The organism is Pseudomonas sp. XS1P51 (assembly GCF_054897845.1).
The window spans coordinates 6,581,159-6,606,265 of sequence record NZ_CM142707.1; the positions used below are offsets into that span (position 1 = coordinate 6,581,159).

The 25,107-nt window shown below is 58.8% G+C and carries 26 protein-coding genes and 1 tRNA gene; 19 read left to right on the forward strand and 8 right to left on the reverse strand.

What is annotated here, in order from left to right; translation table 11 throughout:
* Positions 1–104 precede the first annotated feature (104 nt).
* The 19 genes from ACYZUD_RS30380 (at position 105) to nadA (ending at position 15,250) form a co-directional block, all read left to right on the forward strand.
* Complete coding sequence (locus ACYZUD_RS30380) at positions 105–575, forward strand: Dps family protein (RefSeq protein WP_214378237.1); 471 nt, start codon at positions 105–107, stop codon at positions 573–575.
* Between the two features lie 269 nt (positions 576–844).
* A complete protein-coding gene (locus ACYZUD_RS30385; RefSeq protein ID WP_462021503.1) occupies positions 845–1,183 on the forward strand; it encodes a ribbon-helix-helix domain-containing protein in 339 nt (112 codons plus the stop codon).
* A 137-nt stretch (positions 1,184–1,320) separates the two neighbouring features.
* Entirely contained in the window at positions 1,321–1,542 is a 222-nt protein-coding gene (locus tag ACYZUD_RS30390) for an FmdB family zinc ribbon protein (RefSeq protein WP_010457489.1), read from the forward strand.
* A gap of 100 nt (positions 1,543–1,642) precedes the next feature.
* Complete coding sequence (gene aspS, locus ACYZUD_RS30395; RefSeq protein WP_462021504.1) at positions 1,643–3,418, forward strand: aspartate--tRNA ligase; 1,776 nt, start codon at positions 1,643–1,645, stop codon at positions 3,416–3,418.
* 124 nt (positions 3,419–3,542) lie between these two features.
* Positions 3,543–4,289, forward strand: coding sequence for a YebC/PmpR family DNA-binding transcriptional regulator (locus ACYZUD_RS30400; protein ID WP_008072427.1), 747 nt, complete (start codon positions 3,543–3,545; stop codon positions 4,287–4,289).
* Positions 4,290–4,446: 157 nt separating this feature from the next.
* Complete coding sequence (gene ruvC / locus ACYZUD_RS30405) at positions 4,447–4,971, forward strand: crossover junction endodeoxyribonuclease RuvC (protein WP_462021505.1); 525 nt, start codon at positions 4,447–4,449, stop codon at positions 4,969–4,971.
* A 115-nt stretch (positions 4,972–5,086) separates the two neighbouring features.
* A complete protein-coding gene (ruvA, locus tag ACYZUD_RS30410; RefSeq protein ID WP_462021506.1) occupies positions 5,087–5,701 on the forward strand; it encodes a Holliday junction branch migration protein RuvA in 615 nt (204 codons plus the stop codon).
* Entirely contained in the window at positions 5,702–6,763 is a 1,062-nt protein-coding gene (gene ruvB, locus ACYZUD_RS30415; RefSeq protein ID WP_008147374.1) for a Holliday junction branch migration DNA helicase RuvB, read from the forward strand. It abuts the gene before it with no gap.
* Between the two features lie 127 nt (positions 6,764–6,890).
* Positions 6,891–7,358: a tol-pal system-associated acyl-CoA thioesterase gene (gene ybgC / locus ACYZUD_RS30420; RefSeq protein WP_054044992.1), complete on the forward strand. Its 468-nt coding sequence runs from the start codon at positions 6,891–6,893 to the stop codon at positions 7,356–7,358.
* Positions 7,348–8,043: a protein TolQ gene (tolQ, locus tag ACYZUD_RS30425; RefSeq protein ID WP_046049659.1), complete on the forward strand. Its 696-nt coding sequence runs from the start codon at positions 7,348–7,350 to the stop codon at positions 8,041–8,043. Before ybgC ends, tolQ begins: the two co-directional genes overlap by 11 nt.
* A gap of 23 nt (positions 8,044–8,066) precedes the next feature.
* Positions 8,067–8,519 carry a protein TolR gene (gene tolR / locus ACYZUD_RS30430; RefSeq protein WP_162556275.1) on the forward strand — a complete coding sequence of 151 codons (453 nt, stop codon included), beginning with the start codon at positions 8,067–8,069 and terminating at the stop codon, positions 8,517–8,519.
* Positions 8,519–9,580, forward strand: coding sequence for a cell envelope integrity protein TolA (tolA, locus tag ACYZUD_RS30435; RefSeq protein ID WP_462021507.1), 1,062 nt, complete (start codon positions 8,519–8,521; stop codon positions 9,578–9,580). The genes tolR and tolA overlap by 1 nt, the downstream gene beginning before the upstream one ends.
* Complete coding sequence (gene tolB, locus ACYZUD_RS30440) at positions 9,577–10,878, forward strand: Tol-Pal system beta propeller repeat protein TolB (RefSeq protein WP_462021508.1); 1,302 nt, start codon at positions 9,577–9,579, stop codon at positions 10,876–10,878. Before tolA ends, tolB begins: the two co-directional genes overlap by 4 nt.
* A gap of 52 nt (positions 10,879–10,930) precedes the next feature.
* Positions 10,931–11,428: a peptidoglycan-associated lipoprotein Pal gene (pal, locus tag ACYZUD_RS30445; protein WP_003178634.1), complete on the forward strand. Its 498-nt coding sequence runs from the start codon at positions 10,931–10,933 to the stop codon at positions 11,426–11,428.
* Between the two features lie 6 nt (positions 11,429–11,434).
* Positions 11,435–12,271, forward strand: a complete 837-nt coding sequence (gene ybgF / locus ACYZUD_RS30450) for a tol-pal system protein YbgF (protein WP_462021509.1) — start codon at positions 11,435–11,437, stop codon at positions 12,269–12,271.
* 166 nt (positions 12,272–12,437) lie between these two features.
* Positions 12,438–13,085, forward strand: a complete 648-nt coding sequence (gene queE, locus ACYZUD_RS30455; protein WP_462021510.1) for a 7-carboxy-7-deazaguanine synthase QueE — start codon at positions 12,438–12,440, stop codon at positions 13,083–13,085.
* 1 nt (position 13,086) lies between these two features.
* Complete coding sequence (gene queC, locus ACYZUD_RS30460; RefSeq protein ID WP_462021511.1) at positions 13,087–13,779, forward strand: 7-cyano-7-deazaguanine synthase QueC; 693 nt, start codon at positions 13,087–13,089, stop codon at positions 13,777–13,779.
* 63 nt (positions 13,780–13,842) lie between these two features.
* Positions 13,843–13,918 (forward strand) — tRNA-Lys (locus ACYZUD_RS30465).
* 273 nt (positions 13,919–14,191) lie between these two features.
* Entirely contained in the window at positions 14,192–15,250 is a 1,059-nt protein-coding gene (gene nadA, locus ACYZUD_RS30470; protein ID WP_462021512.1) for a quinolinate synthase NadA, read from the forward strand.
* A 97-nt stretch (positions 15,251–15,347) separates the two neighbouring features.
* Here nadA and ACYZUD_RS30475 read toward each other — a convergent pair whose 3' ends face one another.
* The 8 genes from ACYZUD_RS30475 to ACYZUD_RS30510 form a co-directional block, all read right to left on the reverse strand.
* Complete coding sequence (locus tag ACYZUD_RS30475) at positions 15,348–15,836, reverse strand: RDD family protein (protein ID WP_462021513.1); 489 nt, start codon at positions 15,834–15,836, stop codon at positions 15,348–15,350.
* A gap of 96 nt (positions 15,837–15,932) precedes the next feature.
* On the reverse strand, positions 15,933–16,145 hold the full coding sequence (locus ACYZUD_RS30480; protein ID WP_003175786.1) for a cold-shock protein: 213 nt from the start codon (positions 16,143–16,145) through the stop codon (positions 15,933–15,935).
* Positions 16,146–16,549: 404 nt separating this feature from the next.
* Positions 16,550–17,674 (reverse strand): glycine cleavage system aminomethyltransferase GcvT, encoded by a 1,125-nt coding sequence (gene gcvT, locus ACYZUD_RS30485; RefSeq protein ID WP_462021514.1) that lies wholly within the window; start codon positions 17,672–17,674, stop codon positions 16,550–16,552.
* A 36-nt stretch (positions 17,675–17,710) separates the two neighbouring features.
* Complete coding sequence (locus tag ACYZUD_RS30490; protein ID WP_462021515.1) at positions 17,711–19,087, reverse strand: L-serine ammonia-lyase; 1,377 nt, start codon at positions 19,085–19,087, stop codon at positions 17,711–17,713.
* A 192-nt stretch (positions 19,088–19,279) separates the two neighbouring features.
* On the reverse strand, positions 19,280–22,132 hold the full coding sequence (gene gcvP / locus ACYZUD_RS30495) for an aminomethyl-transferring glycine dehydrogenase (RefSeq protein ID WP_462021516.1): 2,853 nt from the start codon (positions 22,130–22,132) through the stop codon (positions 19,280–19,282).
* An 11-nt stretch (positions 22,133–22,143) separates the two neighbouring features.
* Complete coding sequence (gene gcvH / locus ACYZUD_RS30500) at positions 22,144–22,527, reverse strand: glycine cleavage system protein GcvH (protein ID WP_084318989.1); 384 nt, start codon at positions 22,525–22,527, stop codon at positions 22,144–22,146.
* A gap of 455 nt (positions 22,528–22,982) precedes the next feature.
* Positions 22,983–24,491 (reverse strand): sigma-54-dependent transcriptional regulator, encoded by a 1,509-nt coding sequence (locus ACYZUD_RS30505; RefSeq protein ID WP_462021517.1) that lies wholly within the window; start codon positions 24,489–24,491, stop codon positions 22,983–22,985.
* 202 nt (positions 24,492–24,693) lie between these two features.
* Positions 24,694–25,056, reverse strand: a complete 363-nt coding sequence (locus ACYZUD_RS30510) for a DUF5064 family protein (protein ID WP_462021518.1) — start codon at positions 25,054–25,056, stop codon at positions 24,694–24,696.
* Between the last annotated feature and the right edge of the window lie 51 nt (positions 25,057–25,107).

Here is a 25,107-nt window from a genome sequence, read left to right on the forward strand (position 1 = left end):
TTTGTCGCAGGTCGGTGGGGCATCCAGGGCTGCGGTGTGGCGACAGGCTTGCTAGAGTGGTCCTGCACCTGTCGGATGAATTTCATCACCTTTAGGGGAAAAGCATGGCAATCGATATCGGTATCAGTGAAGAGGATCGCAAGTCCATCGTTGACGGACTGTCGCGTCTGCTGTCGGACACTTATGTACTTTATTTGAAAACCCATAACTTCCACTGGAATGTCACCGGTCCCATGTTTCGGACGCTGCACTTGATGTTCGAGGAGCAATATAACGAGTTGGCCCTGGCTGTCGATTCGATTGCCGAACGCATTCGAGCTCTCGGGTTTCCTGCCCCGGGTGCCTATTCCATTTATGCACGTCTTTCGTCCATCAAGGAGGAAGCGGGCGTGCCCAGTGCCGAAGACATGATCAAGCAGCTTGTCGAGGGCCAGGAAGCGGTCACGCGTACTGCGCGAGGTATCTTTCCGCTGCTCGACAAAGTCAGTGACGAACCCACGGCTGATCTGCTGACACAGCGTATGCAGGTTCACGAGAAAACCGCGTGGATGCTGCGTTCATTGCTGGACCAGTAACCCCGCCAGCGTGCGGATGACCTCCGTCAGGCGTTGTTCGCACGCTGTCATTGTGGTGTCTCCCAGCGCCTTTTCGTTGAGCGATTTTGCACCTGATTGTGTGGGAAATTGTCCGGAGTAGGACGCTCTCCATGATCTGCCTTCAGCTGTTGGCTTATCCTACGTAGATGGTCATAAAGTCATCTGGATATACCTTTGCACCTGCGCTTTTATAAGACACAGCATATGGCTCTTATAAAGGCCAGGGATGGCAAAGGAGTGTCAACGATATGGTTTATGGAGACAGGAGAAACGAGGGGAGGGTCGGCCCGCTTAAGGATATAAGAGTCGATCCATTTGTCAGTGAATTCGATATGGGCCTTGCCCAGCCATTATCCCGTTCCGTGCGACTTAATGGCTTTGCGACCTGTTTGCGGCTTGAGCAGGTTTATTGGGACATTTTGGGCGAAATGGCGAAGGTTAATTGTTGCTCCGTCAGTGCGCTGTTGTCCTACGTGGACCGCGAGGTGCATTTGCGCCACGGCGGGGTGAAGAATTTCAGCGGGCTGGTACGGGTTGTCTGCGTGGTGCACAGCCTGAAGGAAGGGAGTTGCATCGTCATGGCCTAGCGTGTGGCGGTGGAGTGCGTCGAGTGTCGGTCTGTGCAGTCTTACGGCTGCACAGGCTGCATTTAATGGATATAATCCCGCTCTTTGCCGCAAAACCCAGCGTGTGCGGTAGCAATCTGATCGCCGAGACAACCCCCATGCCGATGTACGACTATCAATGTGCTTCCTGTGGTCATCAGTTGGAAGCCATTCAAAAGATCAGCGCAGCACCGCTGGTCGACTGCCCTGCCTGCCAGGCGCCAGAGCTTAAAAAGATGCTGTCCATGCCGGGCTTCCGCCTCAGCGGCACCGGCTGGTACGAAACCGATTTCAAGACCGGTTCGAAGAAGAATCTGGCCGGCGGCGACAAAGCTGACTAGGGTCTAGAGCCTGAGTTGAACGACACGTGCGAGCTCTTGCATCATCCAGTGTGCAAGGCCTCTAACCGAATTTCGAATTACGAGAAGTGAAACCACTACCATGATGCGCAGCCATTATTGCGGCCAACTGAACGAAAGCCTGGAAGGCCAGGAAATTACCCTTTGCGGATGGGTACACCGTCGTCGTGACCACGGTGGGGTGATTTTCCTCGATATCCGTGATCGTGACGGTCTGGCCCAGGTGGTGTTCGACCCGGACCGCGCTGAAACCTTCGCCGCCGCCGATCGCGTGCGCAGCGAATACGTGGTCAAGGTGACCGGCAAGGTACGCCTGCGTCCGGCCGGTGCCGGCAACGCGAACATGGCTTCGGGCATGATCGAAGTGCTGGGCTACGAGCTGGAAGTCTTGAACGAAGCGGAAACCCCGCCGTTCCCGCTCAACGAGTTCTCCGATGTCGGCGAAGAAACCCGTCTGCGTTATCGCTTCATCGACCTGCGTCGTCCGGAAATGCTCGAGAAGCTGCGCCTGCGTTCGCGCATGACCACCAGCATCCGTCGCTACCTGGACGAGAACGGCTTCCTCGACGTCGAGACGCCGATCCTGACCCGCGCCACGCCGGAAGGTGCTCGCGACTACCTGGTACCGAGCCGTACTCACGCCGGTTCCTTCTTCGCCTTGCCGCAATCGCCGCAGCTGTTCAAGCAACTGCTGATGGTGGCCGGCTTCGACCGTTACTACCAGATCGCCAAGTGCTTCCGCGACGAAGACCTGCGTGCCGACCGTCAGCCTGAATTCACCCAGATCGACATCGAAACCAGCTTCCTCGATGAAAAAGACATCATTGGCATCACCGAAGGCATGATCCGCAACCTGTTCAAGGAAGTGCTGGATGTAGAATTCGGTGAATTCCCGCACATGACCTGGGACGAGGCCATGCGTCGTTACGGTTCCGACAAGCCGGACCTGCGTAACCCGCTGGAACTGGTAGACGTTGCCGACCAGCTTAAAGATGTTGAATTCAAGGTCTTCAGTGGCCCGGCCAACGACCCGAAAAGCCGCGTTGCCGCACTGCGCGTTCCGGGCGGGGCGAGCATGCCGCGCAGCAAGATCGACGACTACACCAAGTTCGTCGGCATCTACGGTGCCAAGGGCCTGGCGTACATCAAGGTCAACGAGCGCGCCAAAGGTGTCGAAGGCCTGCAGTCGCCAATCGTCAAGAACATCCCTGAAGCTGCCCTGAACACGATCCTCGATCGCGTCGGTGCAGTCGATGGCGACATCGTGTTCTTCGGTGCCGACAAGGCCAAGATCGTCAGCGAAGCCCTGGGCGCGCTGCGGATCAAGGTGGGTAACGACCTGGACCTGCTGACCTGCCAATGGGCACCGATGTGGGTTGTCGACTTCCCGATGTTCGAAGAGAACGACGACGGCAGCTTCACCGCATTGCACCACCCGTTCACTGCGCCGAAGTGCACCCCGGAAGAACTGGAAGCCAACCCGGCAACCGCTCTGTCCCGTGCCTACGACATGGTGCTGAACGGTACCGAGCTGGGTGGCGGTTCGATCCGTATCCACCGCAAGGAAATGCAACAGTCGGTGTTCCGCCTGCTGGGTATCAGTGAAGCGGAACAGGAAGAGAAGTTCGGCTTCCTGCTCGACGCCCTGAAATACGGCGCGCCACCGCACGGTGGTCTGGCCTTCGGTCTGGACCGTCTGGTGATGCTGATGACCGGCGCCCAGTCGATCCGTGAAGTGATCGCCTTCCCGAAAACCCAGAGCGCGGCTTGCGTCATGACTCAGGCACCGGGTCTGGTGGATGCCAAGGCATTGCGCGAACTGCACATTCGTCTGCGCGAAACGCCAAAGGCTGAGTAAGGCTGACCTGAAGGGCGCATCTTCGGATGCGCCCTTTCTTTATAGGCAGGTCGAGATTTTTATTTGTTGGCTGGCGCGTCATTCGCGCAGCGGGCAATGTTTCAAAGAGAATTCGGAGCGAGTTATGGCGGGTCATTCCAAGTGGGCGAACATCAAGCACCGCAAAGAACGTCAGGATGCCAAGAAGGGCAAGATTTTCACCAAGTGGATTCGTGAACTGACCGTTGCTGCCCGTCAGGGCGGTGGTGATCCGGGTTCCAACCCGCGTCTGCGTCTGGCCCTGGACAAGGCACTCGGTGCGAACATGAGTCGCGACATCATTGATCGCGCGGTCGCTCGCGGTGCCGGTGCTGCCGACACCGACGACATGGTCGAGCTGACCTACGAAGGCTACGGCCCGGGCGGCGTGGCGGTGATGGTCGAGTGCATGACCGACAACCGCAATCGCACTGCAGCCGCTGTTCGCCACGCGTTCAGCAAATGCGGCGGCAACCTCGGTACGGACGGTTCGGTGGCCTATCTGTTCGAGCGCAAAGGGCAGATTTCCTTCGCACCCGGCGTTGACGAAGACGCGCTGATGGAAGCGGCCATGGAAGCCGACGCCGATGACGTGGTGACCCACGAAGACGGCTCCATTGACGTGTTCACCTCGTTCGCCGGTTTCTACTCCGTGCGTAACGCCCTGGAAGCGGCGGGTTTCAAAGGTGATGATGCCGAAATCGTCATGCTGCCGACCACCAGTGCCGAACTGGACCTGGAAGGCGCCGAGAAGGTTCTCAAGCTGATCGACATGCTCGAAGACCTGGACGACGTGCAGAACGTCTACTCCAACGCGGATATTCCGGAATCGGTAGCCGCACAGCTCGGTTAAGGGCGACTAAGATCCAATGTGGGAGCGAGCCTGCTCGCGAACGCGGATTTTCAGGCAGCAGCGTTGCTGAATATGAAACCGCTTTCGCGAGCAGGCTCGCTCCCACATTTGTTATTCGTGTATTGAATATCGTGCTTTTACTTAACCCGCAGGCGTTATGACTTTAATTCTTGGTATCGACCCCGGTTCGCGCATTACCGGTTATGGCGTGGTACGCGATACCGGGCGTGGCTGCGTTTATGTAGCGTCGGGCTGTATTCGTACCGGTTCCGGCGAGTTGCATGAGCGTTTGCAAATCGTCTTTCGCGGCGTGCGTGAAGTCATCCAGACCTATGGCCCGATCACCATGGGTATCGAAAAGGTCTTCATGGCGCGCAACGCCGACTCTGCGCTGAAACTCGGGCAGGCCCGTGGTGCGGCCATCGTTGCCGGCGCCGAAGAAGGCCTGGAAATCGCTGAATACACCGCGACTCAGGTCAAGCAGGCCGTCACCGGTACCGGCGCGGCGAATAAGGAGCAGGTGCAGATGATGGTCATGCACATGCTGAAATTGATCAGCAAGCCGCAAATCGATGCCTCGGACGCCCTGGCCATTGCCATTTGTCATGCTCACACCCGCTCCAGTCTGTTGCCTCATGGCCTGGGCACGGCACGCAGTCGTGGCGGGCGCCTGCGTCTCTGATAGCATCAGCAGTCATTTTTTAGGGAATGAGGGTTTTGCGCCTGTGTTGTCGGCGCAAGACCCTTGTTCTGTCAGTCGCCAGCACTGATCTGGCCAACGCTCAAGGATCTGAAACGTGATTGGACGCTTGCGCGGCACACTGGCTGAGAAACAGCCGCCGCACCTGATTCTGGATGTAAACGGCCTAGGGTATGAGCTTGAAGTGCCCATGACCACGCTTTATCGTCTGCCGTCGGTCGGTGAGCCACTGACCTTGCACACCCATTTGGTCGTACGCGAAGACGCGCAGTTACTCTATGGCTTCTTCGGCAAGCGCGAGCGAGACTTTTTTCGCGAGTTGATCCGTCTCAATGGTGTAGGCCCGAAACTGGCCCTGGCCTTGATGTCGAGTCTGGAAGTCGACGAACTGGTACGTTGCGTGCAGTCCCAGGACACGTCGGCCCTGACCAAGGTGCCGGGTGTGGGCAAGAAGACGGCCGAGCGCTTGCTGGTGGAACTCAAGGATCGCTTCAAGGCGTGGGAAACTGTCCCGGCGATGTTTGCCCTGGTGCCAAACCAGCCGGGTGGGCCGGATACGGCGCCGGTCGCTACCGCCGAAAATGACGCGGTCAGCGCGCTGATCTCCCTGGGCTACAAGCCGCAGGAAGCCAGCAAGGCGATTTCCGCGATCAAGGAGAAAGGTTTGAGCAGTGAAGACATGATTCGTCGCGCCCTGAAGGGAATGATCTAAGTGATTGAAGCTGATCGTCTGATTGCCGCCACGCCCGGCCCCCGCGACCGCGAGGAAGTCCAGGACCGGGCGATTCGTCCTGTCAGCCTGGCCGAGTACATTGGCCAGCCGACCGTTCGCGAGCAAATGGAGTTGTTTATCCAGGCCGCCCGTGGGCGTAACGAATCTCTGGACCACACGCTGATTTTCGGCCCGCCGGGCCTGGGTAAAACCACCCTGGCCAACATCATCGCCCAGGAAATGGGGGTGTCGATCAAAAGCACTTCGGGGCCGGTCCTTGAGCGCCCGGGCGACCTGGCCGCGCTGCTGACCAACCTTGAGCCACACGATGTGCTGTTCATCGACGAAATCCATCGGTTGTCGCCGATTGTCGAAGAAGTGCTGTACCCGGCCATGGAAGACTTCCAGCTGGACATCATGATCGGCGAAGGGCCGGCTGCGCGCTCGATCAAGCTTGATCTGCCACCGTTCACCCTGGTCGGCGCGACGACGCGGGCGGGGATGCTGACCAACCCGCTGCGAGACCGTTTCGGGATCGTCCAGCGCCTGGAGTTCTATAACACTGCCGACCTGGCGACGATTGTCAGCCGCTCGGCGAACATCCTCGGTTTGCCGCTGGACCCGGAGGGTGCCTTCGAAATCGCCCGCCGTGCCCGTGGCACCCCGCGGATCGCCAACCGTCTGCTGCGCCGGGTGCGGGATTTTGCCGAAGTCCGGGCCAAGGGCCATATCACCAAACCGATCGCTGACCTGGCCCTGAACCTGCTGGATGTCGACGAACGTGGTTTCGATCACCAGGACCGACGTTTGTTGCTGACCATGATCGAAAAGTTCGACGGTGGCCCGGTAGGGGTGGACAGTCTGGCGGCCGCGATCAGCGAAGAGCGCCACACCATCGAAGATGTGCTGGAGCCGTACCTGATCCAGCAGGGCTACATCATGCGCACGCCACGGGGGCGGGTGGTGACGCGGCATGCGTACCTGCACTTCGGTTTAAACATTCCGTCACGATTGGGCGAGATGCCCGTGGTAGACGAGTTCCTCGATGCCGTGGACGATTAATTAACTTTTGCGGGCTGAATTTTCGGGCATTGTGCTGTCCTAGGACCGTACTTTCGCGAGAAAGCCGCAGAACAATGAAAAACAGTTGCCTGGCCGGATTGGCAACCTGAGGAGTAAGCACTAGAGTATGCGCGCGCAAAACGGGCTTGAGCCGTTCGCACATCGTTGTCGCGTTTATTACGAGGACACCGATGCGGGCGGCATCGTGTATTACGTTAATTACCTCAAGTTTATGGAACGGGCTCGAACCGAGCGGCTCCGGGAGCTGGGCTTTGCCCAATCCCAGCTGGCAGGGGAGGACCTGTTGTTCGTCGTGCATTCCAGCGAAGCGCGTTATCACGCGCCGGCGCGACTGGATGACGAGCTACTGGTAAGCGCTGAAGTAATCGAATTGAACCGTGTCAGCCTGCGCTTTAAACAGCAGGTCAGGCGAGCCACGGATAATGCGCTGCTCTGCGAAGGGCAGTTTCTGGTGGCCTGTGTGCGCACTAACAGTTTGAAACCCCGGGCCATTCCCGAAGCTCTACGTGCGGCCTTTGCCGACGTGAGCGGCGCGGGTACACACTCAAAGCAGGAGATAAAGCGTGGAAGCTAACGTCGTCGACCATTCCTCCATGTGGAGCCTGGTCAGCAATGCCAGTATCGTGGTGCAACTGGTAATGCTGATCCTGGTAGCCGCATCGGTGACCTCATGGATCATGATCTTTCAGCGCAGCAACCTGCTGCGCGCCGGTCGACGTGCCCTGGAGAGCTTCGAGGAGCGCTTCTGGTCGGGTATCGACCTGTCCAAACTCTACCGTCAGGCCGGCAGCAATCCTGACCCGGACTCGGGCGTCGAGCAGATCTTTCGTGCCGGTTTCAAGGAATTCTCCCGTCTGCGTCAGCAGCCAGGCGTTGACCCGGAAGCGGTCATGGAAGGTGTGGCCCGCGCGATGCGCGTCGCTATTTCCCGCGAAGAAGAAAAGCTCGAGCAGAGCCTGCCGTTCCTCGCCACCGTCGGTTCCGTCAGCCCGTACATCGGTCTGTTCGGTACGGTCTGGGGCATCATGAACTCCTTCCGTGGTCTGGCCACTGCCCAGCAAGCGACCCTGGCCACTGTGGCTCCAGGTATCGCCGAGGCACTGATTGCTACAGCGATCGGTCTGTTCGCCGCCATCCCGGCCGTTATCGCTTACAACCGTTTTGCTGCCCGCAGCGAAACCCTGCTGAGCCGTTATTACACCTTCGCCGATGAATTCCAGGCGATCCTGCACCGCAAAGTGCACACCAGCGAAGAATAAGCAGGTAATTTCCAATGGCTTTAATCGCTCGAGCTCGCAAAAAGCGCAAGCCGGTTGCCGAGATGAACGTGGTGCCTTACATCGACGTGATGCTGGTACTGCTGGTTATCTTCATGGTGACCGCGCCGATGCTCAATCAGGGCGTGAAAGTTGATTTGCCCAAGGTTTCCAGCGAAGCCTTGCCGCAGGACAACAACACCCAGGTCCTGACCATTTCGATCAAGTCTGACAAGACCTACTACTGGAACCTTGGCAGCGAAGTCGACACCGAAAAGCAGCAAGACAAGGCCATGACCTTGCCGCAAATGACCGACGCGGTGACCAAGATCATTCGCGCCGGGACTGAAGGCGGCAAGCGTACCCAGGTGTTCATTCGCGGCGACAAGACCGTCGATTACGGTTCCGTGATGGGTGCCATGGGCGGGTTGCAGAAAGCCGGGGTCGGTAATGTTGGCTTGATTACCGAGGCACCCTGATGCAGCAAATGCGAGAGCCGTCCGCCTCGGAAAGCTACTTCTGGCCTAGTGTCTGGGCGATTGTCTTGCACGTGCTGGTTTTCGGCATGCTGTTCGTCAGTTTCGCCTTCACACCGGAGCTGCCGCCGGCCAAACCGATTGTCCAGGCGACCCTGTACCAGCTGAAGTCGAAAAGTCAGGCGACCACCCAGACCAATCAGAAGATTGCGGGTGAGGCGAAGAAATCCGCCGCGCGTCAGACCGAAGTCGAACAGATGGAACAGAAAAAGATCGAGCAGGAAGCGATCAAAGCCGCGGAACAAAAGAAGGAAGACGCGGCTCAAAAAGCCGAAGAATCCAAAAAGGCCGACGAGACGAAGAAAGCGGAAGAGGCCAAAAAGGCTGATGAAGCCAAGAAGACCGCCGAAGCCAAAAAGGCCGAAGAGAAACAATTGGCTGATATAGCCAAGAAGAAATCTGAAGAAGAAGCCAAGAAAGCTGCTGAAGAAGAGGCCAAGAAAGCGGCCGCTGAAGAAGCGAAGAAAAAGATCGTCGAAGACGCGAAGAAGAAAGCCGCGGAAGACGCCAAGAAGAAATCTGAAGCTGAAGAGGCGAAGAAGAAAGTCGCCGAAGACGCGAAGAAGAAAGCTGCTGCCGATGCTGCGAAGAAGAAATCGCAGGAAGCGGCACGTAAATCCGCCGAAGACAAAAAGGCCCAGGCCTTGGCAGATTTGCTTTCCGACACGCCGCAGCGTCAGCAGGCCTTGGCGGATGAGCAGGGTGACGAAGTCGCCGGCAGTTTCGATGACCTGATTCGTGCGCGTGCAGCGGAAGGCTGGGCTCGTCCACCTTCGGCCCGCAAAGGCATGACGGTCGTGCTGCAAATCGGCATGTTGCCGGACGGTACGGTGACTTCGGTCAGCGTGGCCAAATCCAGTGGCGACGGTCCGTTTGACGCTTCGGCTGTAGCGGCGGTCAAGAATATTGGACGTTTGACAGAAATGCAGGGAATGAAGCCGAGCGATTTCGCTCCGTATCGTTCATTCAAGATGACATTCACACCTGAGGATCTAGCCTTGTGAGAAACCTTCTTCGAGGAATGCTTGTCGTTATCTGCTGCCTGGCAGGGATAGCGGCAGCGGATGAAAAAAATATTCTGGTCACCAGCGGCAGTGATCGGGCCACCCCGATCGCGGTAGTGCCGTTCGGCTTCCAGGGCGGCAGTGTGCTGCCGGACGATATGGCTGAAATCATCGGTAACGACCTGCGCAACTCGGGTTACTACGCGCCGATTCCAAAGCAGAACATGATCAGCCAGCCGAGTCAGGCCAGCGAAATCATCTTCCGTGACTTCAAGGCGCTGGGTACCCAGTACGTCATGGTCGGCAACATTGTTCCGGCGGGCGGTCGCCTGCAGGTTCAATATGCTCTGTTCAACGTCGCCACCGAGCAGCAAGTGCTGACCGGCAGCGTGTCGGGCAGCGTTGATCAACTGCGCGACATGTCGCACTACATCTCCGACCAGTCGTTCGAAAAGCTCACCGGTATTAAAGGTGCGTTCTCGACTCGTCTGCTGTACGTGACGGCCGAGCGTTTCTCCGAGAAGAACACGCGCTACACACTGCAACGTTCGGACTATGACGGTGCCCGCGCCGTGACGCTGCTGCAATCGCGCGAGCCGATCCTGTCGCCGCGTTTCGCACCGGATGGCAAGCGCATCGCTTATGTCTCGTTCGAGCAGAAGCGTCCGCGTATTTTCATGCAGAACATCGATACCGGTCGCCGTGAGCAGATCACCAACTTCGAAGGCTTGAATGGCGCACCAGCCTGGTCGCCGGATGGCAATCGTCTGGCATTCGTACTGTCGAAAGACGGTAACCCGGATATTTATGTGATGAACCTGGGTTCGCGTCAGATCACTCGTGTTACCAACGGTCCCGGCATCAACACCGAACCGTTCTGGGGTAAGGATGGTTCGACCCTCTACTTCACCTCCGACCGTGGCGGCAAGCCTCAGATCTACAAAACCAGCGTGGGTGGCGGTGGGGCGGAGCGTGTGACCTTCATCGGTAACTACAACGCCAACCCGAAGCTTTCGGCTGACGAAAAGACCCTGGTGATGATTCACCGCCAGGATGGTTTCACCAATTTCAAGGTGGCGGCCCAGGATTTGCAGCGCGGAAGTGTAAAAATCCTCACTGATAGCACTCTGGACGAGTCACCTACTGTTGCGCCCAACGGCACCATGGTAATCTACGCCACCCGCCAGCAGGGCCGGGGAGTCTTGATGCTCGTGTCCATTAATGGACGCGTAAGGCTCCCGCTTCCTACCGCACAAGGCGAAGTCAGAGAACCTTCCTGGTCCCCTTACCTGAACTGACGCGGCGCTACACGTTTTACTTAACACACTGGGGTTCATTAGGAGTTTCACGATGGAAATGCTGAAGTTTGGTAAATTTGCTGCGCTGGCTCTGGCCATGGCTGTAGCTGTAGGTTGCTCGTCCAAAGGCGGCGATAACGCCGGTGAAGGCGCTGTTGATCCAAACGCTGGTTACGGCGCTAACACTGGTGCCGTTGATGGCTCCCTGAGCGAAGAAGCTGCTCTGCGCGCAATCACCACCTTCTACTTCGAATACGACAGCTCGGACCTGAAGCCAGAAGCCATGCGCGCTCTGGACGTTCACGCCAAAGACCTGAAAGCAAACGGCGCTCGCGTTGTTCTGGAAGGCAACACCGACGAACGTGGTACTCGTGAGTACAACATGGCACTGGGCGAGCGTCGTGCGAAAGCCGTTCAGCGCTACCTGGTACTGCAAGGTGTTTCCCCTGCTCAGCTGGAACTGGTTTCCTACGGCGAAGAGCGTCCAGTTGCTACCGGTAACGACGAGCAGTCCTGGGCTCAAAACCGTCGCGTCGAACTGCGTAAGTAATTCGTCATGCGAACGTGCCGTCGTGCTGTAACTGTTTTGGCTCTCAGTCTCGCACCGCTTGCGGTGTGGGCTGCGGTTCCTGTGGTCGAGGACAACTCCGGCTATAACAATAGCGGGAGTAGTTATCCGCCTGCGGGTTACGGTACGAACGGCGCCTATGCCGGGGGAGGGGTTTCGGCCCCTGTCTCGGCACAGGGCGAGCTGTTCAACCAACTGCAATCGATGCAGGAGCAGATCTCGCGCCAACAAGGCATCATCGAAGTTCTGCAAAATGATGTAGCGCGCATGAAGCAAGAGAGCCTGGAGCGATATCAGGATCTTGATCGGCGCATAGGAACCGGCGTTGCACCAGCCGCGACTCCTGAGAATTCTCCCACCGGTGGCGATCTCAACGCCCCCGGTGCAGCAGCAGGCGCAGGTGCAGGGGCAGCCGCTCAATCACCCGCCGCGGGTAGCGAACCGGCTGATCCGGCGAAGGAAAAACTGTATTACGATGCAGCCTTCGACCTGATCAAAGCCAAGGATTTCGACAAGGCCAGTCAGGCTTTCGCCGCTTTCCTGCGCAAATACCCGAACAGCCAATACGCGGGCAACGCCCAGTACTGGTTGGGCGAAGTCAACCTGGCAAAAGGCGATCTGCAAGGTGCAGGTCAAGCATTCGCCAAGGTTTCGCAGCTGTACCCAAAGCACGCAAAAGTGCCTGATTCGCTGTACAAGCTCGCTGATGTAGAGCGCCGCCTCGGTCATCCCGACAAGGTCAAAGGCATTCTGCAGCAGGTCGTGTCCCAATATCCGGGCACTTCCGCCGCTCAACTGGCCCAGCGTGATCTGCAGCGCATGTAAGCCTGCTTGACCTGTTTCGAAGAAACCCGCGCTTGCCGCGGGTTTTTTCGTTAGAATTCACGCCCTTTTTATGAAACACGCTTTTTGGGATCTGCGCATTGACGGGGTTCCTTGAAGTGCCTGACGGAGGCGGACAGCCTGTTTAGCTGTTACGCCCGTGGCGACTATGCAAGACACATTGAGAATCACCGAAGTTTTCTACTCGTTGCAGGGTGAAACGCGGACTGCCGGGCTGCCCACTGTTTTTGTGCGCCTGACCGGTTGCCCGTTGCGTTGCCAATACTGCGACAGCGCCTACGCGTTTTCTGGCGGCACCATTCGCCCGCTCGACGACATTCTCGAGCAAGTGGCCGGTTTCCGTCCGCGTTATGTCTGTGTCACTGGCGGCGAGCCGCTGGCACAACCCAACTCCATCCCATTGCTCAAGCAGTTGTGTGACGCCGGTTACGAAGTGTCACTGGAAACCAGTGGTGCTCTCGACATCTCGGCGGTAGATTCCCGGGTCAGTCGCGTCGTCGACCTGAAAACCCCAGGCTCGAAAGAAGCGCATCGCAACCGCTACGAGAACATTGAATTGCTCACGCCCAACGATCAGGTGAAGTTTGTCATCTGCTCGCGGGAAGACTATGACTGGGCCGTTTCCAAGCTGATCCAGTACGGTCTGGATCAGCGTGCCGGCGAAGTCCTGTTCTCGCCAAGTCACCATGACCTCAATGCACGGGATCTGGCGGACTGGGTGGTGGCGGACAACCTGCCGGTGCGCCTGCAATTGCAGCTGCATAAATATCTTTGGAATGACGAGCCGGGGCGCTGATATGACTGAACAACTGAACACTGCTGAAAAACGAGCGGTCATCCTGCTGTCCGGCGGCCTGGACTCGGCGACTGTCGTGGCCATGGCCCGTGCGGAAGGCTACAGCTGCTACACCATGAGCTTCGACTACGGTCAGCGTCACCGCGCCGAACTGAATGCCGCCGAGCGCGTTGCACGAGATCTGGGTGTGATCGAGCATAAGGTGATCGGTCTGAACCTGAACGGCATCGGTGGCTCGGCGCTGACTGACAGTTCCATTGACGTACCTGAGGCGCCGAGCGAAGGCATCCCGGTGACTTACGTGCCCGCGCGTAACACTGTGTTTCTGTCCCTGGCCCTCGGTTGGGCTGAAGTGCTGGGCGCGCGTGACATCTTTATTGGTGTGAACGCCGTGGACTACTCCGGTTATCCGGACTGCCGTCCCGAGTTCATCGAGGCCTTCGAACGCATGGCTAACCTGGCGACCAAGGCCGGTGTAGAAGGGAATGGCTTCCGGATTCAGGCACCACTGCAGAACCTGAGCAAGGCGCAGATCGTCCAGGCAGGCGTGAAACTGGGCGTCGACTACGGGCTCACCGTTTCCTGCTATCAGGCTGACGATAACGGCCACGCGTGCGGCAAATGCGATAGCTGCCGACTGCGTGCGGAAGGCTTTGCGGCGGCCGGAATCACTGACCCAACACCTTATTTCTGATTTATTTCAAATAAGGTGTTGAATAACCTTTAAAAATCAGTATTATACGCGCCACCACACAGCGGGTCGTTAGCTCAGTTGGTAGAGCAGTTGGCTTTTAACCAATTGGTCGTAGGTTCGAATCCCACACGACCCACCATTTTTGTAGCAGTTTTAAAAGTCTGGAAGGCCCACGCAAGTGAGGATTTCCGGATTTTTTTTTGCCCGCGATTTGAGCTTCCTTCAGTCCGGGGCTGCACTGCGTGACGCAGGTCAGAATCATCTTTTGCATCCACCGGATATTCTGTAGCCTTGCGCAGCTTCAACGCTGTCCGTGCCTGATGAATACTCACTCTCCCGGCGGTACCCTGAAGGGTCCGGAGCCGGGTGTATACTCGACTTTCGCGCGAAAGCGCCCGCAGGTCTTGCGAACATGACGCAAATTTCCGAACGCCTTCTGGTCCAGGCCCACCTCGACGCCAAGCAGCCCAAGCCGCTGACCGCCGAGGAAGAGGCTTATTACCGTACCGCCATCGCCGCCGAGCTCAAGGCTCAGGATGCGGTGCTGGTTGCTCACTTCTATTGCGATCCGGTCATTCAGGCCCTGGCCGAAGAAACCGGTGGTTGCGTCTCCGACTCGCTGGAGATGGCCCGCTTCGGCAACGCTCACCCGGCCAAGACCGTGGTGGTCGCCGGTGTGAAGTTCATGGGCGAGACGGCCAAAATCCTCAATCCTGAAAAACGCGTGCTGATGCCGACCCTGGAAGCGACCTGCTCGCTGGATCTGGGTTGCCCGGTGGACGAGTTCTCGGCGTTCTGCGATCAGCACCCGGAACGTACCGTCGTGGTGTATGCCAACACCTCGGCGGCAGTCAAAGCCCGTGCGGATTGGGTCGTGACTTCAAGCTGCGCGCTGGAGATCGTCGAAAGCCTGATGGACAACGGCGAAACGATCATCTGGGCCCCGGACAAGCATTTGGGCACTTATATTCAGCGCAAGACCGGCGCAGACATGCTGTTGTGGGACGGTGCCTGCATCGTTCACGAAGAGTTCAAATCCAAGCAGCTCGAAGACATGAAGGCGCTGTACCCGGACGCAGCGATTCTGGTGCACCCGGAGTCGCCGACATCAGTGATCGAGCTGGCGGATGCCGTCGGTTCCACCAGCCAGCTGATTGCGGCGGCGCAGAGCCTGCCGAACAAGACGTTCATAGTCGCCACCGACCGCGGCATCTTCTACAAGATGCAGCAGCTGTGCCCGGACAAGGTCTTCATCGAAGCGCCAACGGCCGGTAACGGTGCAGCGTGCCGCAGTTGCGCACATTGCCCGTGGATGGCGATGAACACGCTTGAGCGCACGCTGAAGAGCTTGAAGGAAGGGACTAACGAGATCTTTGTCGACCCGGCGTTGATCCCGCAGGCGATCAGGCCGTTGAAGCGCATGCTCGACTTTACGCAGGCTGCGCGGATGAAATTGGCCGGGAACGCTTAAAAGTAAGATCAAAAGATCGCAGCCTTCGGCAGCTCCTACAGGTACACATAGAACCGTGTAGGGGCTGCCGAAGGCTGCGATCTTTTTTTTGTGGGCGTTATTTGGTTTTCTTTGGAATGCGGACCAGCTGGGTATTGGAATACATGTCATGCCAGCTGCGTTTCTGCTTGTCGAACAGCGACCAGATGAACCCAAGACCCACACACAGCAAGGATGCGATCGACACCACAAAGCGCAGCAGCGCCTGCCACAGACTGATGGATGAGCCGTCGGCGTTTTGCACGCGGATGCACCAGACCTGCATGCCCAGGGTCTGGCCGGACCAGGTCCAGAACTTGGCGAAAAAGCCGAACAACACGAACAGCAGCACCGTCGACAGCAAGGGGTCACCGTCCAGTGCGCCGGCTTCCGTCAGGGTACGCATTTTGTCTTCGCCGATTATCGCCATCTGAATCATCTTGTAAATGCCGCTGGTGACGATCAGCAGGGCGGTGCACAACAGGAAGTCATAAAACATCGCTGCCAGACGACGACCCAGGCCAGCGGCAGGAAATTCGCCCTGGGGAGTAAGCAGGTGTTTCGACATGGCAGGGCTCTCGGTGGAAAAAGAAGCCATTTTACGGATTTACGCGCACAAAAAAGCCCCTGATGTCAGCATCAGGGGCTTTTTCGTTACAGAAGATTAAGCTTCTGCCTGGACTTCGTCAGCCTGCATGCCTTTCTGGCCTTGCACAGCGACGAAAGTCACTTTCTGGCCTTCTTTCAGGCTCTTGAAGCCGTTGCCCTGAATAGCGCGGAAATGTACGAACAGATCCGGACCGCTTTCTGGAGTGATAAAACCAAAACCTTTCTCGTCGTTAAACCACTTGACGGTACCGCTCTGACGTTGGGACATTTCTTATTTCCTTTGACGCTAAAATTAATGGCAGTCTCTTTCTCGTGAAAGAGTACTGGGGCTGGTTGCAGGAGAGTAAGAAGACGTCGAACGGGATGTAGCTAACTTGTAGGCTACTGCCCAGGTCACGATTCCAAGCGACCCATGCAAACACAGTGAACAAACTCTACGCCAACTACGGGAGAAAAAACAAGCCCTGCGGGAGGCCCGGTTTTGCTCGGGTTGCTGGCACTAGCCGGTCCACTAGAGCGGTCTTATTCACTGGCGCTGTTGAATTGTTTTCGATCGTTATAAGCAACGTTCATAATCGAAGCTTACAGTCAAAGACATGCACTGTTTTATGGCGGTTGCGTTACACATTAGTGCACGTTTAACGCAACCGCGTTACTTATAGAAACAGTCAATCAGCCACGATAGTAGCGTTGTGGGACAAATGGCATTTTGCTTACAAGCAAAGGCACCTTTTTCCCACGAACGATCGCCCATACCGGCGTGTCGATGGCGATGTAGGCGCTGTCCAGATAACCCATGGCCAGAGGACCGCCGAGGGTCGGCCCGAAACCACCGCTGCAAACAGTACCGATGATATCGCCCGCTTCGTTGACGATTTCTGCGCCTTCACGCACCGGAGTCCGTTCCTGCGGCAGCAAGCCGACGCGCTTGCGGCTGACCCCGGCCTGCTGCTGAGCAAACACGGTTTCAGCGCCAGGGAAGCCGCCGGCCCGCGCGCCATCGGCACGGCGAGGCTTGGAGATGGCCCACAACAGGCTCGCCTCGATCGGGGAGGTCTCGGTGTTCATGTCGTGGCCGTAGAGGCACAGGCCGGCTTCCAGGCGCAGGGAGTCGCGCGCGCCGAGGCCGATGGCCGCCACTTCCGGTTCGGCCAACAGCGCACGAGCCAGGGCTTCGGCGCTGGCGGCCGGCACGGAAATTTCGAAACCGTCTTCACCGGTGTAGCCCGAACGGCTGACGAAGCAGTCCACGCCCAGCAGTTTCACGCGAGTGAACTGCATGAAAGTCATCTTCGCCACTTCAGGGGCGAGGCGTGCGAGCACGGTGACCGCGGCCGGACCTTGCAATGCCAGAAGTGCACGCTCTTCGAACAGCGGCTCGATGGTGCATTGCCCGCCGATATGCTTTTGCAGGTGCGCCAGGTCCTGATCCTTGCAGGCGGCGTTGACCACCAGGAACAGCTCGTCGTTACCCAGGTTGGCGACCATCAAGTCGTCGAGGATACCGCCAGTCTCGTTGGTGAACATCGCGTAGCGCTGCATGCCCACCGGCAGGTCGATGATGTCCACCGGCACCAGGGTTTCCAGGGCCTTGGCGGCATTGGCGCCGGTCAGGCGGATCTGGCCCATGTGCGAGACATCGAACAACCCGGCCTGATCACGGGTGTGCTGGTGTTCTTTCATCACGCCCAGCGGGTATTGCACCGGCATGTCATAGCCGGCGAATGGCACCATGCGTGCGCCCAATTCGATGTGCAGTGCGTGCAACGGGGTTTTCGACAACTGTTCGGTGGACATATTCAGCTCCTGAAAAATGGTGCAGATGAGCGCACATCAGCACTCGATAATGTTGACCGCCAAACCGCCACGGGCGGTTTCCTTGTATTTGCTTTTCATGTCGGCGCCGGTCTGGCGCATGGTGCGGATGACCTTGTCGAGGGAGACGAAGTGCTGACCGTCGCCGCGCAGGGCCATGCGCACCGCATTGATGGCTTTCACCGAACCCATGGCGTTGCGCTCGATGCAAGGCACTTGCACCAGCCCGCCGATCGGGTCACAGGTCAGGCCGAGGTTGTGTTCCATGCCGATTTCGGCGGCGTTTTCCACTTGCTGCACGGTGCCGCCAAGGACTTCGCACAAGGCGCCGGCCGCCATGGAACAGGCGACGCCGACCTCACCCTGGCAGCCGACTTCGGCGCCGGAGATCGAGGCGTTTTCTTTATAGAGAATACCGATGGCCGCAGCCGTCAGCAGAAACCGCACGACGCCGTCTTCATTGGCGCCGGGGATGAAGCGCATGTAGTAATGCAACACCGCCGGGACGATCCCCGCCGCACCGTTAGTGGGGGCAGTGACGACGCGACCGCCGTTGGCGTTTTCTTCGTTGACCGCCAGGGCGTACAGGTTGACCCAGTCCAGCACCGACAGCGGGTCGCGCAACGACGACTCCGGGTTCTTGCACAGTTGCCGATGCAGCGCCGCCGCCCGGCGTTTGACCTTCAAACCGCCCGGCAGGATGCCTTCGTTGCGACAACCGGCGTCGACACAATCCTGCATCACTTGCCAGATCTTCAGCAGACCGGCGCGGGTTTCCGCTTCCGGGCGCCAGGCACTTTCGTTGGTCAGCATCACCTGACTGATCGACAAACCGTAGGTGGTGCAGTGGCCGAGCAGGTCCTTGGCGCTTTTGAACGGGAACGTCAGCGGCGTAGCATCTTCGACAATGCGGTCGGCGCCGGCGGCGTCTTCATCGACCACGAAGCCACCGCCGACCGAGTAATACTCGCGGCTGCGGATTTGCAGGCCGGCGGCATCGAACGCGCGAAAAATCATGCCGTTGGGGTGATAGGCCAACGGTTTGCGGATCATTGCCAGGTGTTCTTTCTCGTTGAACGCAATGCTGTGTTCGCCGAGCAGGTTCAAACGACCATTGCCGCGAATCTCTTGCAGACGGGCGGCGACGGTTTCGGTATTCACGGTGTCCGGGTGTTCGCCTTCCAGGCCGAGCAACACAGCCTTGTCGCTGCCGTGGCCTTTGCCGGTGGCGCCGAGCGAGCCATAGAGCTCAACCTTGACGCAGGTGGTTGCAGTCAGCAGCCCTTCGCGGCGCAAACCTTCGACGAAACGTGCAGCGGCACGCATCGGGCCGACGGTGTGGGAACTGGAGGGGCCGATGCCAATCTTGAACAGGTCGAACACGCTTAACGACATGGTTGTTCTCCGGTTTCTTGTTATAGGCGCAAATATCACGGGAGATGCTTTGTGTAGGAGCTGCCGAAGGCTGCGATCTTTTGATCTTGCTCTTGATGAAGATCAAAAGATCGCAGCCTCGTTTTACTCGGCAGCTCCTACAGGGGATGCGGTGTTCTGGAGAGGGGCGAGTGAGCTCGCCCCTTCACTGGTTTAAGCGTAGCTTTCGATCGACGGGCAAGCGCAAACCAGGTTGCGATCGCCGAAGACGTTGTCGACGCGACCGACCGGTGGCCAGTACTTGCCTTCGATCAGCGACGCAACCGGGTACACCGCTTGCTCACGGCTGTACGGGTGGGTCCACTCGCCAACGATTTCCGCCGCGGTGTGCGGGGCGTTTTTCAGTGGGTTGTCGTCCTTGTCCAGGGTGCCGTTTTCCACCGCGCGGATTTCTTCGCGGATGCGGATCATGGCGTCGCAGAAACGGTCCAGTTCTTCCTTGGATTCGCTTTCGGTCGGCTCGATCATCAGCGTGCCAGCCACCGGGAACGACATGGTCGGGGCGTGGAAGCCGAAGTCGATCAGGCGCTTGGCAACGTCATCGACGCTGATGCCGCTGCTGTCTTTCAACGGGCGCAGATCGAGGATGCATTCGTGCGCCACCAGACCGTTGCTGCCGGTGTACAGCACTGGGTAGTGCTCTTCGAGGCGACGGGAAATGTAGTTGGCATTGAGGATCGCCAGTTGCGAAGCGCGCTTGAGACCCGCGCCACCCATCATCCGAATGTACATCCAGGTGATTGGCAGAATGCTTGCGCTGCCGAACGGTGCGGCACAGACCGCGCCTTCTTTGCGTTCCATCTGCGCGTGTCCCGGCAGGAACGGGGTCAGGTGTGACTTGACGCCAATCGGGCCGACGCCCGGGCCGCCACCACCGTGGGGGATGCAGAAGGTTTTGTGCAGGTTCAGGTGGGACACGTCGCCGCCGAACTTGCCCGGTGCGCACAGACCGACCATGGCATTCATGTTGGCGCCGTCGATGTACACCTGACCGCCATTGTCATGAATGATGCCGCAGATTTCGCGAATGCCTTCTTCGAACACGCCGTGGGTCGACGGGTAAGTGATCATCAGCGCGGCGAGGTGTTCGCGGTGCTCGATGGCCTTGGCGCGCAGGTCTTCGATGTCAACGTTGCCGCGGGCGTCGCACGCGGTCACTACAACGCGCATGCCAGCCATGTTGGCGGTGGCCGGGTTGGTGCCGTGGGCGGACGAGGGGATCAGGCAGATGTCGCGACGGTCTTCGCCACGGCTCTGGTGATAGGCGCGAATCGCCAACAGGCCGGCGTATTCACCTTGCGAACCGGCGTTCGGTTGCAGCGAGATCGAGTCGTAGCCAGTAGCGGCGCACAGCATCGCTTCCAGTTCATCGGTCAGTTGCTGGTAGCCGGCGCTTTGCTCGGCCGGGGCGAACGGGTGCAGGGCACCGAATTCAGCCCAGGTCACCGGGATCATTTCGCTGGCGGCGTTGAGTTTCATGGTGCAGGAACCCAGCGGGATCATGGTGCGATCCAGGGCCAGGTCCTTGTCGGCAAGCTTGCGCAGGTAGCGCATCAGCTCGGTTTCCGAGTGATAACGGTTGAACACCGGGTGGCTGAGGATCGGCGATTGGCGAACCAGTGCTGCCGGGATGGTGCTTGCAACGTTCGCGGCCAATGCAGCGAAGTCCGGTAGCGCTTTGCCGTCGGCCAGCAGGCTCCATAGGGTTTCAACGTCGGCCTGGCTGGTGGTTTCGTCGAGGGACAGGCCCAGGCGCTCGCCATCGACCACGCGCAGGTTGATCTTCTGAGCGCGAGCCTTGTCGTGCAACGCAGCCGTTTGCGCGCCGGTTTTAACCGTCAGCGTGTCGAAGAAGCTTTCTTGTTCGACGGTCAGACCCAGCGCGCTCAAGCCTTTGGCCAGGATCGCGGTCAGGTGATGAATGCGGTTGGCGATCTGCGTCAGGCCTTTCGGGCCGTGGTACACGGCGTACATGCTGGCGATGTTGGCCAACAGGACCTGGGCGGTGCAGATGTTGCTGGTGGCCTTCTCGCGGCGGATATGTTGCTCGCGGGTCTGCATGGCCAGGCGCAGGGCCGGCTTGCCGAAACGGTCCACGGACACACCGACCAGACGGCCCGGCATGTCGCGCTTGAACGCATCCTTGGTGGAGAAGTACGCCGCGTGCGGGCCACCGAAGCCCAGCGGGACGCCGAAGCGTTGCGCGCTGCCAATGGCCACGTCGGCACCGAATTCGCCCGGCGGGGTCAGCACGGTCAGGGCCAGCAGGTCGGCAGCAACAGCCACCAGAGCGTTGGCGGCGTGGAAGCGTTCGGTCAGTTCGCGGTAATCAAATACGTCGCCGTTGCTCGCCGGGTATTGCAGCAGGGCGCCAAAGAACGCGCTGACGTCAGTCAGTTCGCGTTCGTCGCCAACCACCACGTCGATGCCCAGAGGCTCGGCACGGGTGCGCAGTACGTCGAGGGTTTGTGGGTGGCAATGCACGGAGGCGAAGAACGCGTGGCTGCCTTTGTTCTTGCTCAGGCGTTTGCAGAAGGTCATCGCTTCGGCGGCGGCGGTGGCTTCGTCCAGCAGGGATGCGTTGGCGATCGGCAGACCGGTCAGGTCGCTGATCAGGGTCTGGAAGTTCAGCAGCGCTTCAAGACGGCCCTGGGAAATTTCTGGCTGGTACGGGGTGTAAGCGGTGTACCAGGCCGGGTTTTCCAGCAGGTTGCGCAGGATCGGCGACGGCGTATGAGTGCCGTAGTAGCCCTGGCCGATGTAAGTCTTGAACAGTTGGTTCTTGGCGGCGATGCCTTTGATCAACGCCAGTGCGTCGGCTTCGCTCAGGCCGTCGTCCATGCCGAGGACGCTGGTGCCCTTGATGCTTTCCGGGATGACGCTGGCGCTCAGGGCCTCCAGGGAATCAAAACCGAGGCTGTTGAGCATGGCTTGCTCGTCGCCGGAACGCGGGCCGATGTGGCGCGCGATGAATTCGTTGGCAGTGTTCAGGTTTACTTGAGTCATGTGGGCGCTCCTCAGGCTTCGGCGTTGGCTTTGATCAGACGGTCGTAGGCGTCTTGATCCAGCAGTTTGGCAACAGCCGAAGCGTCGGCAGGCTGGAAGCGGAAGAACCAGCCTTCGCCCAGCGGATCTTCGTTGACCAGTTCAGGGCTGCTGTCCAGCGCCGGGTTGACTTCCAGCACTTCACCATCGAGTGGCATGTACACGCCGCTGGCGGCTTTTACCGATTCCACGGTGGCGGCTTCTGCGCCTTTGTCGTAGGACTGCAGCTCTGGCAGTTGTACGAAAACCACGTCGCCCAGTGCGTTCTGCGCGAAAGCGGTGATGCCGACTGTGACGGTGCCGTCAGCTTCAGTGCGCAGCCATTCGTGATCTTCAGTAAAACGCAACTCGCTCATGGAAACTCCTAAGGGGGGGGGGGCAGACTCGTCTGGTGGACGCGATTGAATGCAGGGGCAAAAGCCCTGTTTTATGGGGGGTTACTTAGCAAAATCGCGGCCAATATTATTTTATTGTTATAAATCAATTATTTATGTGTTGTGGTAGAAGGCGGGAATTGAATGGCTGTAGCGAAATCGCTACAGCTTGAGGCAAAGAAAAAAGCCTAGGTGGATCAAAGCCTTGCACAGCGGTGATCAGGGGAGGGTGGAGCGATATCGTTCCGCTGTAGCGCTTTCAGTACAGATGGAGGTCGTTTTTGAAGAGGTTGTCAGGCCGGACACAAAACCTGTGGGAGCGAGCGTGCTCGCGATAGCAGTGTGTCAGTCGTCATTAATACCAACTGGCAGTGCCCCATCGCGAGCAGGCTCGCACACAGTGATTTTGTGTTGGTAACGAGATTGTATTCTCAGCCTCACGGCTTATTGGGAATGCCGTACTTGCGCAACCGATGGGCGATGGCGGTGTGGGAGGTTTGCAGGCGGCTGGCCAGTTGGCGGGTCGAGGGGTAGCTGACGTAGAGTTTTTCCAGCAGGGTTTTCTCGAACTCTTCCATCGCCTGCTCCAGGCTGTCGACTTCGCTGTCGCTCTGGCGCGCCACGGAGGTGCCGGCGATGTCGAGGTCGCCGATGTCCACCAGGCTGCTTTCGCAAATCGCCGCGGCGCGGAAGATCACGTTTTGCAGTTGCCGCACATTGCCCGGCCAGCGGTTACCCAGCAATGCCGGGTAGGTGCCCGGTGCCAGGCGACAAACCGGTCGCTGAATCTGCGCGCAAGCCTGCTGCATGAAGTAGCGGGCCAGCAGCAGGATGTCCTGGCCGCGCTCGCGCAGTGGCGGAACTTCGACGTTCAGGACGTTGAGGCGATAGAACAGGTCTTCGCGGAACGAACCCTCGCTGACCATTTTTTCCAGATCCCGGTGGGTCGCGCTGAGGATCCGCACATTGACCTTGACCTCACGATCACCACCGACGCGACGGAAGCTGCCGTCGTTGAGGAAACGCAGCAATTTCGCCTGCAAGTACGGCGACATCTCGCCGATCTCATCGAGAAACACCGTGCCCTGGTTGGCCAGTTCCATCAGCCCCGGTTTGCCACCCCGTTGCGCGCCGGTGAAGGCGCCGGGGGCGTAGCCGAACAGTTCGCTTTCGGCAAGGTTCTCCGGCAATGCCGCGCAGTTCAGCGCCAGGAATGGCGAGCTGTGTCGGGCACTGATGGCATGGCAGGCGCGGGCCACCAGTTCTTTGCCGGTGCCGGTTTCGCCCTGGATCAACAACGGCGCATCGAGGGCCGCCACTCGCTGGGCGCGGGCCTTGAGTGTACGAATCGCCGGGGACTCGCCCAGCAGTGCATCGAAACCTTCGGCGTGATCGTGGTGCAGGGCCGAGAGGCGTTCGCCGATGCGGTTCGGTAGATACAGCGTCAGCAGGGCGCCGGCATCGGTGATCGGGGTGGCGTCGAGCAGCAGGGTCTGGCCGTTGACGGTGATCTCGCGCAGCGGCAAGCGGAAGCCGTTTTCGAGCAGCGTGTCGAGCAGCGCCGGATCGGCAAACAGATCAGCGACGCTTTCGCCCGCCGGTTCGCGACCGTACAGGGCGATCAATGCCGGGTTGGCCAGCAACACCTTGCCGTTGCTGTCCAGGGCCAGCACCGGGTCGGTCATGGCCGCGAGCAGCGCGTCCAACTGCAAATGCCGGCGCTGGCCGGGCAGGATGTCGACCACCGTCACCGCTTGCACGCCGCGCACACTGAACAGGGCATCGCGCAGCTCTTCGAGGACTTCCGGGCTCAGGGTCGGGGCGTCTATATAGACGTTGGGCGGCACCATTTCCACCGCATCCAGATTGAGATTGCGCCCACCGAGCAAGGCCAGGACTTCCTGGGTAATGCCGACGCGGTCGATGAAGCTGACGTGGATACGCATGGGACAGTATTGGGTTCTGGGGTGCGGAGGGTGGCAAGTATGCCTTGGGGCGGGCCAATGGTGAAATCCTGCGCGGGATTTCAGGGCATCGGTGATCCCTGTGGGAGCGAGCCTGCTCGCGAAGGCGGTGTGTCAGTTGACGTTGATGTTCACTGTCACACCGCCTTCGCGAGCAGGCTCGCTCCCACAAGGGGGGCGTGGGTTATTCGAAGTTCTCGAGGTTTATCGGGTCGCCGGATTTCATGTCCAACTGCTTCCGGATGTCTTCAAACATCAAATCGTAATGCTTATGAACCGAGCCGATCTGGCTGTGTGTTTTCGGAATTCCGTATTGTTCGGCGATTTTCGTCACATTGTTGGCGAAGTTGTAAGCCTCCTCCCTGGGCAGAAAAAAGGTCTCCTTCACGTCCTTTCCCTGCATGCTGCCGTGCATGGTGAACAGCATCCCTTTGCCTTTCTTGGGATCCTGCGTGACCTCATAGTCGAGGTGCACGTTGTAGTTGACATCATCCGGGGTCAGCGCGTGGCGCTCGATGTGCAGATGGCCGGGTTCGAACGTTGCCATTGGCGTTTCTCCTTCGAAGGCATTGGAGAAGGGCAGACCTTACAATCTGCC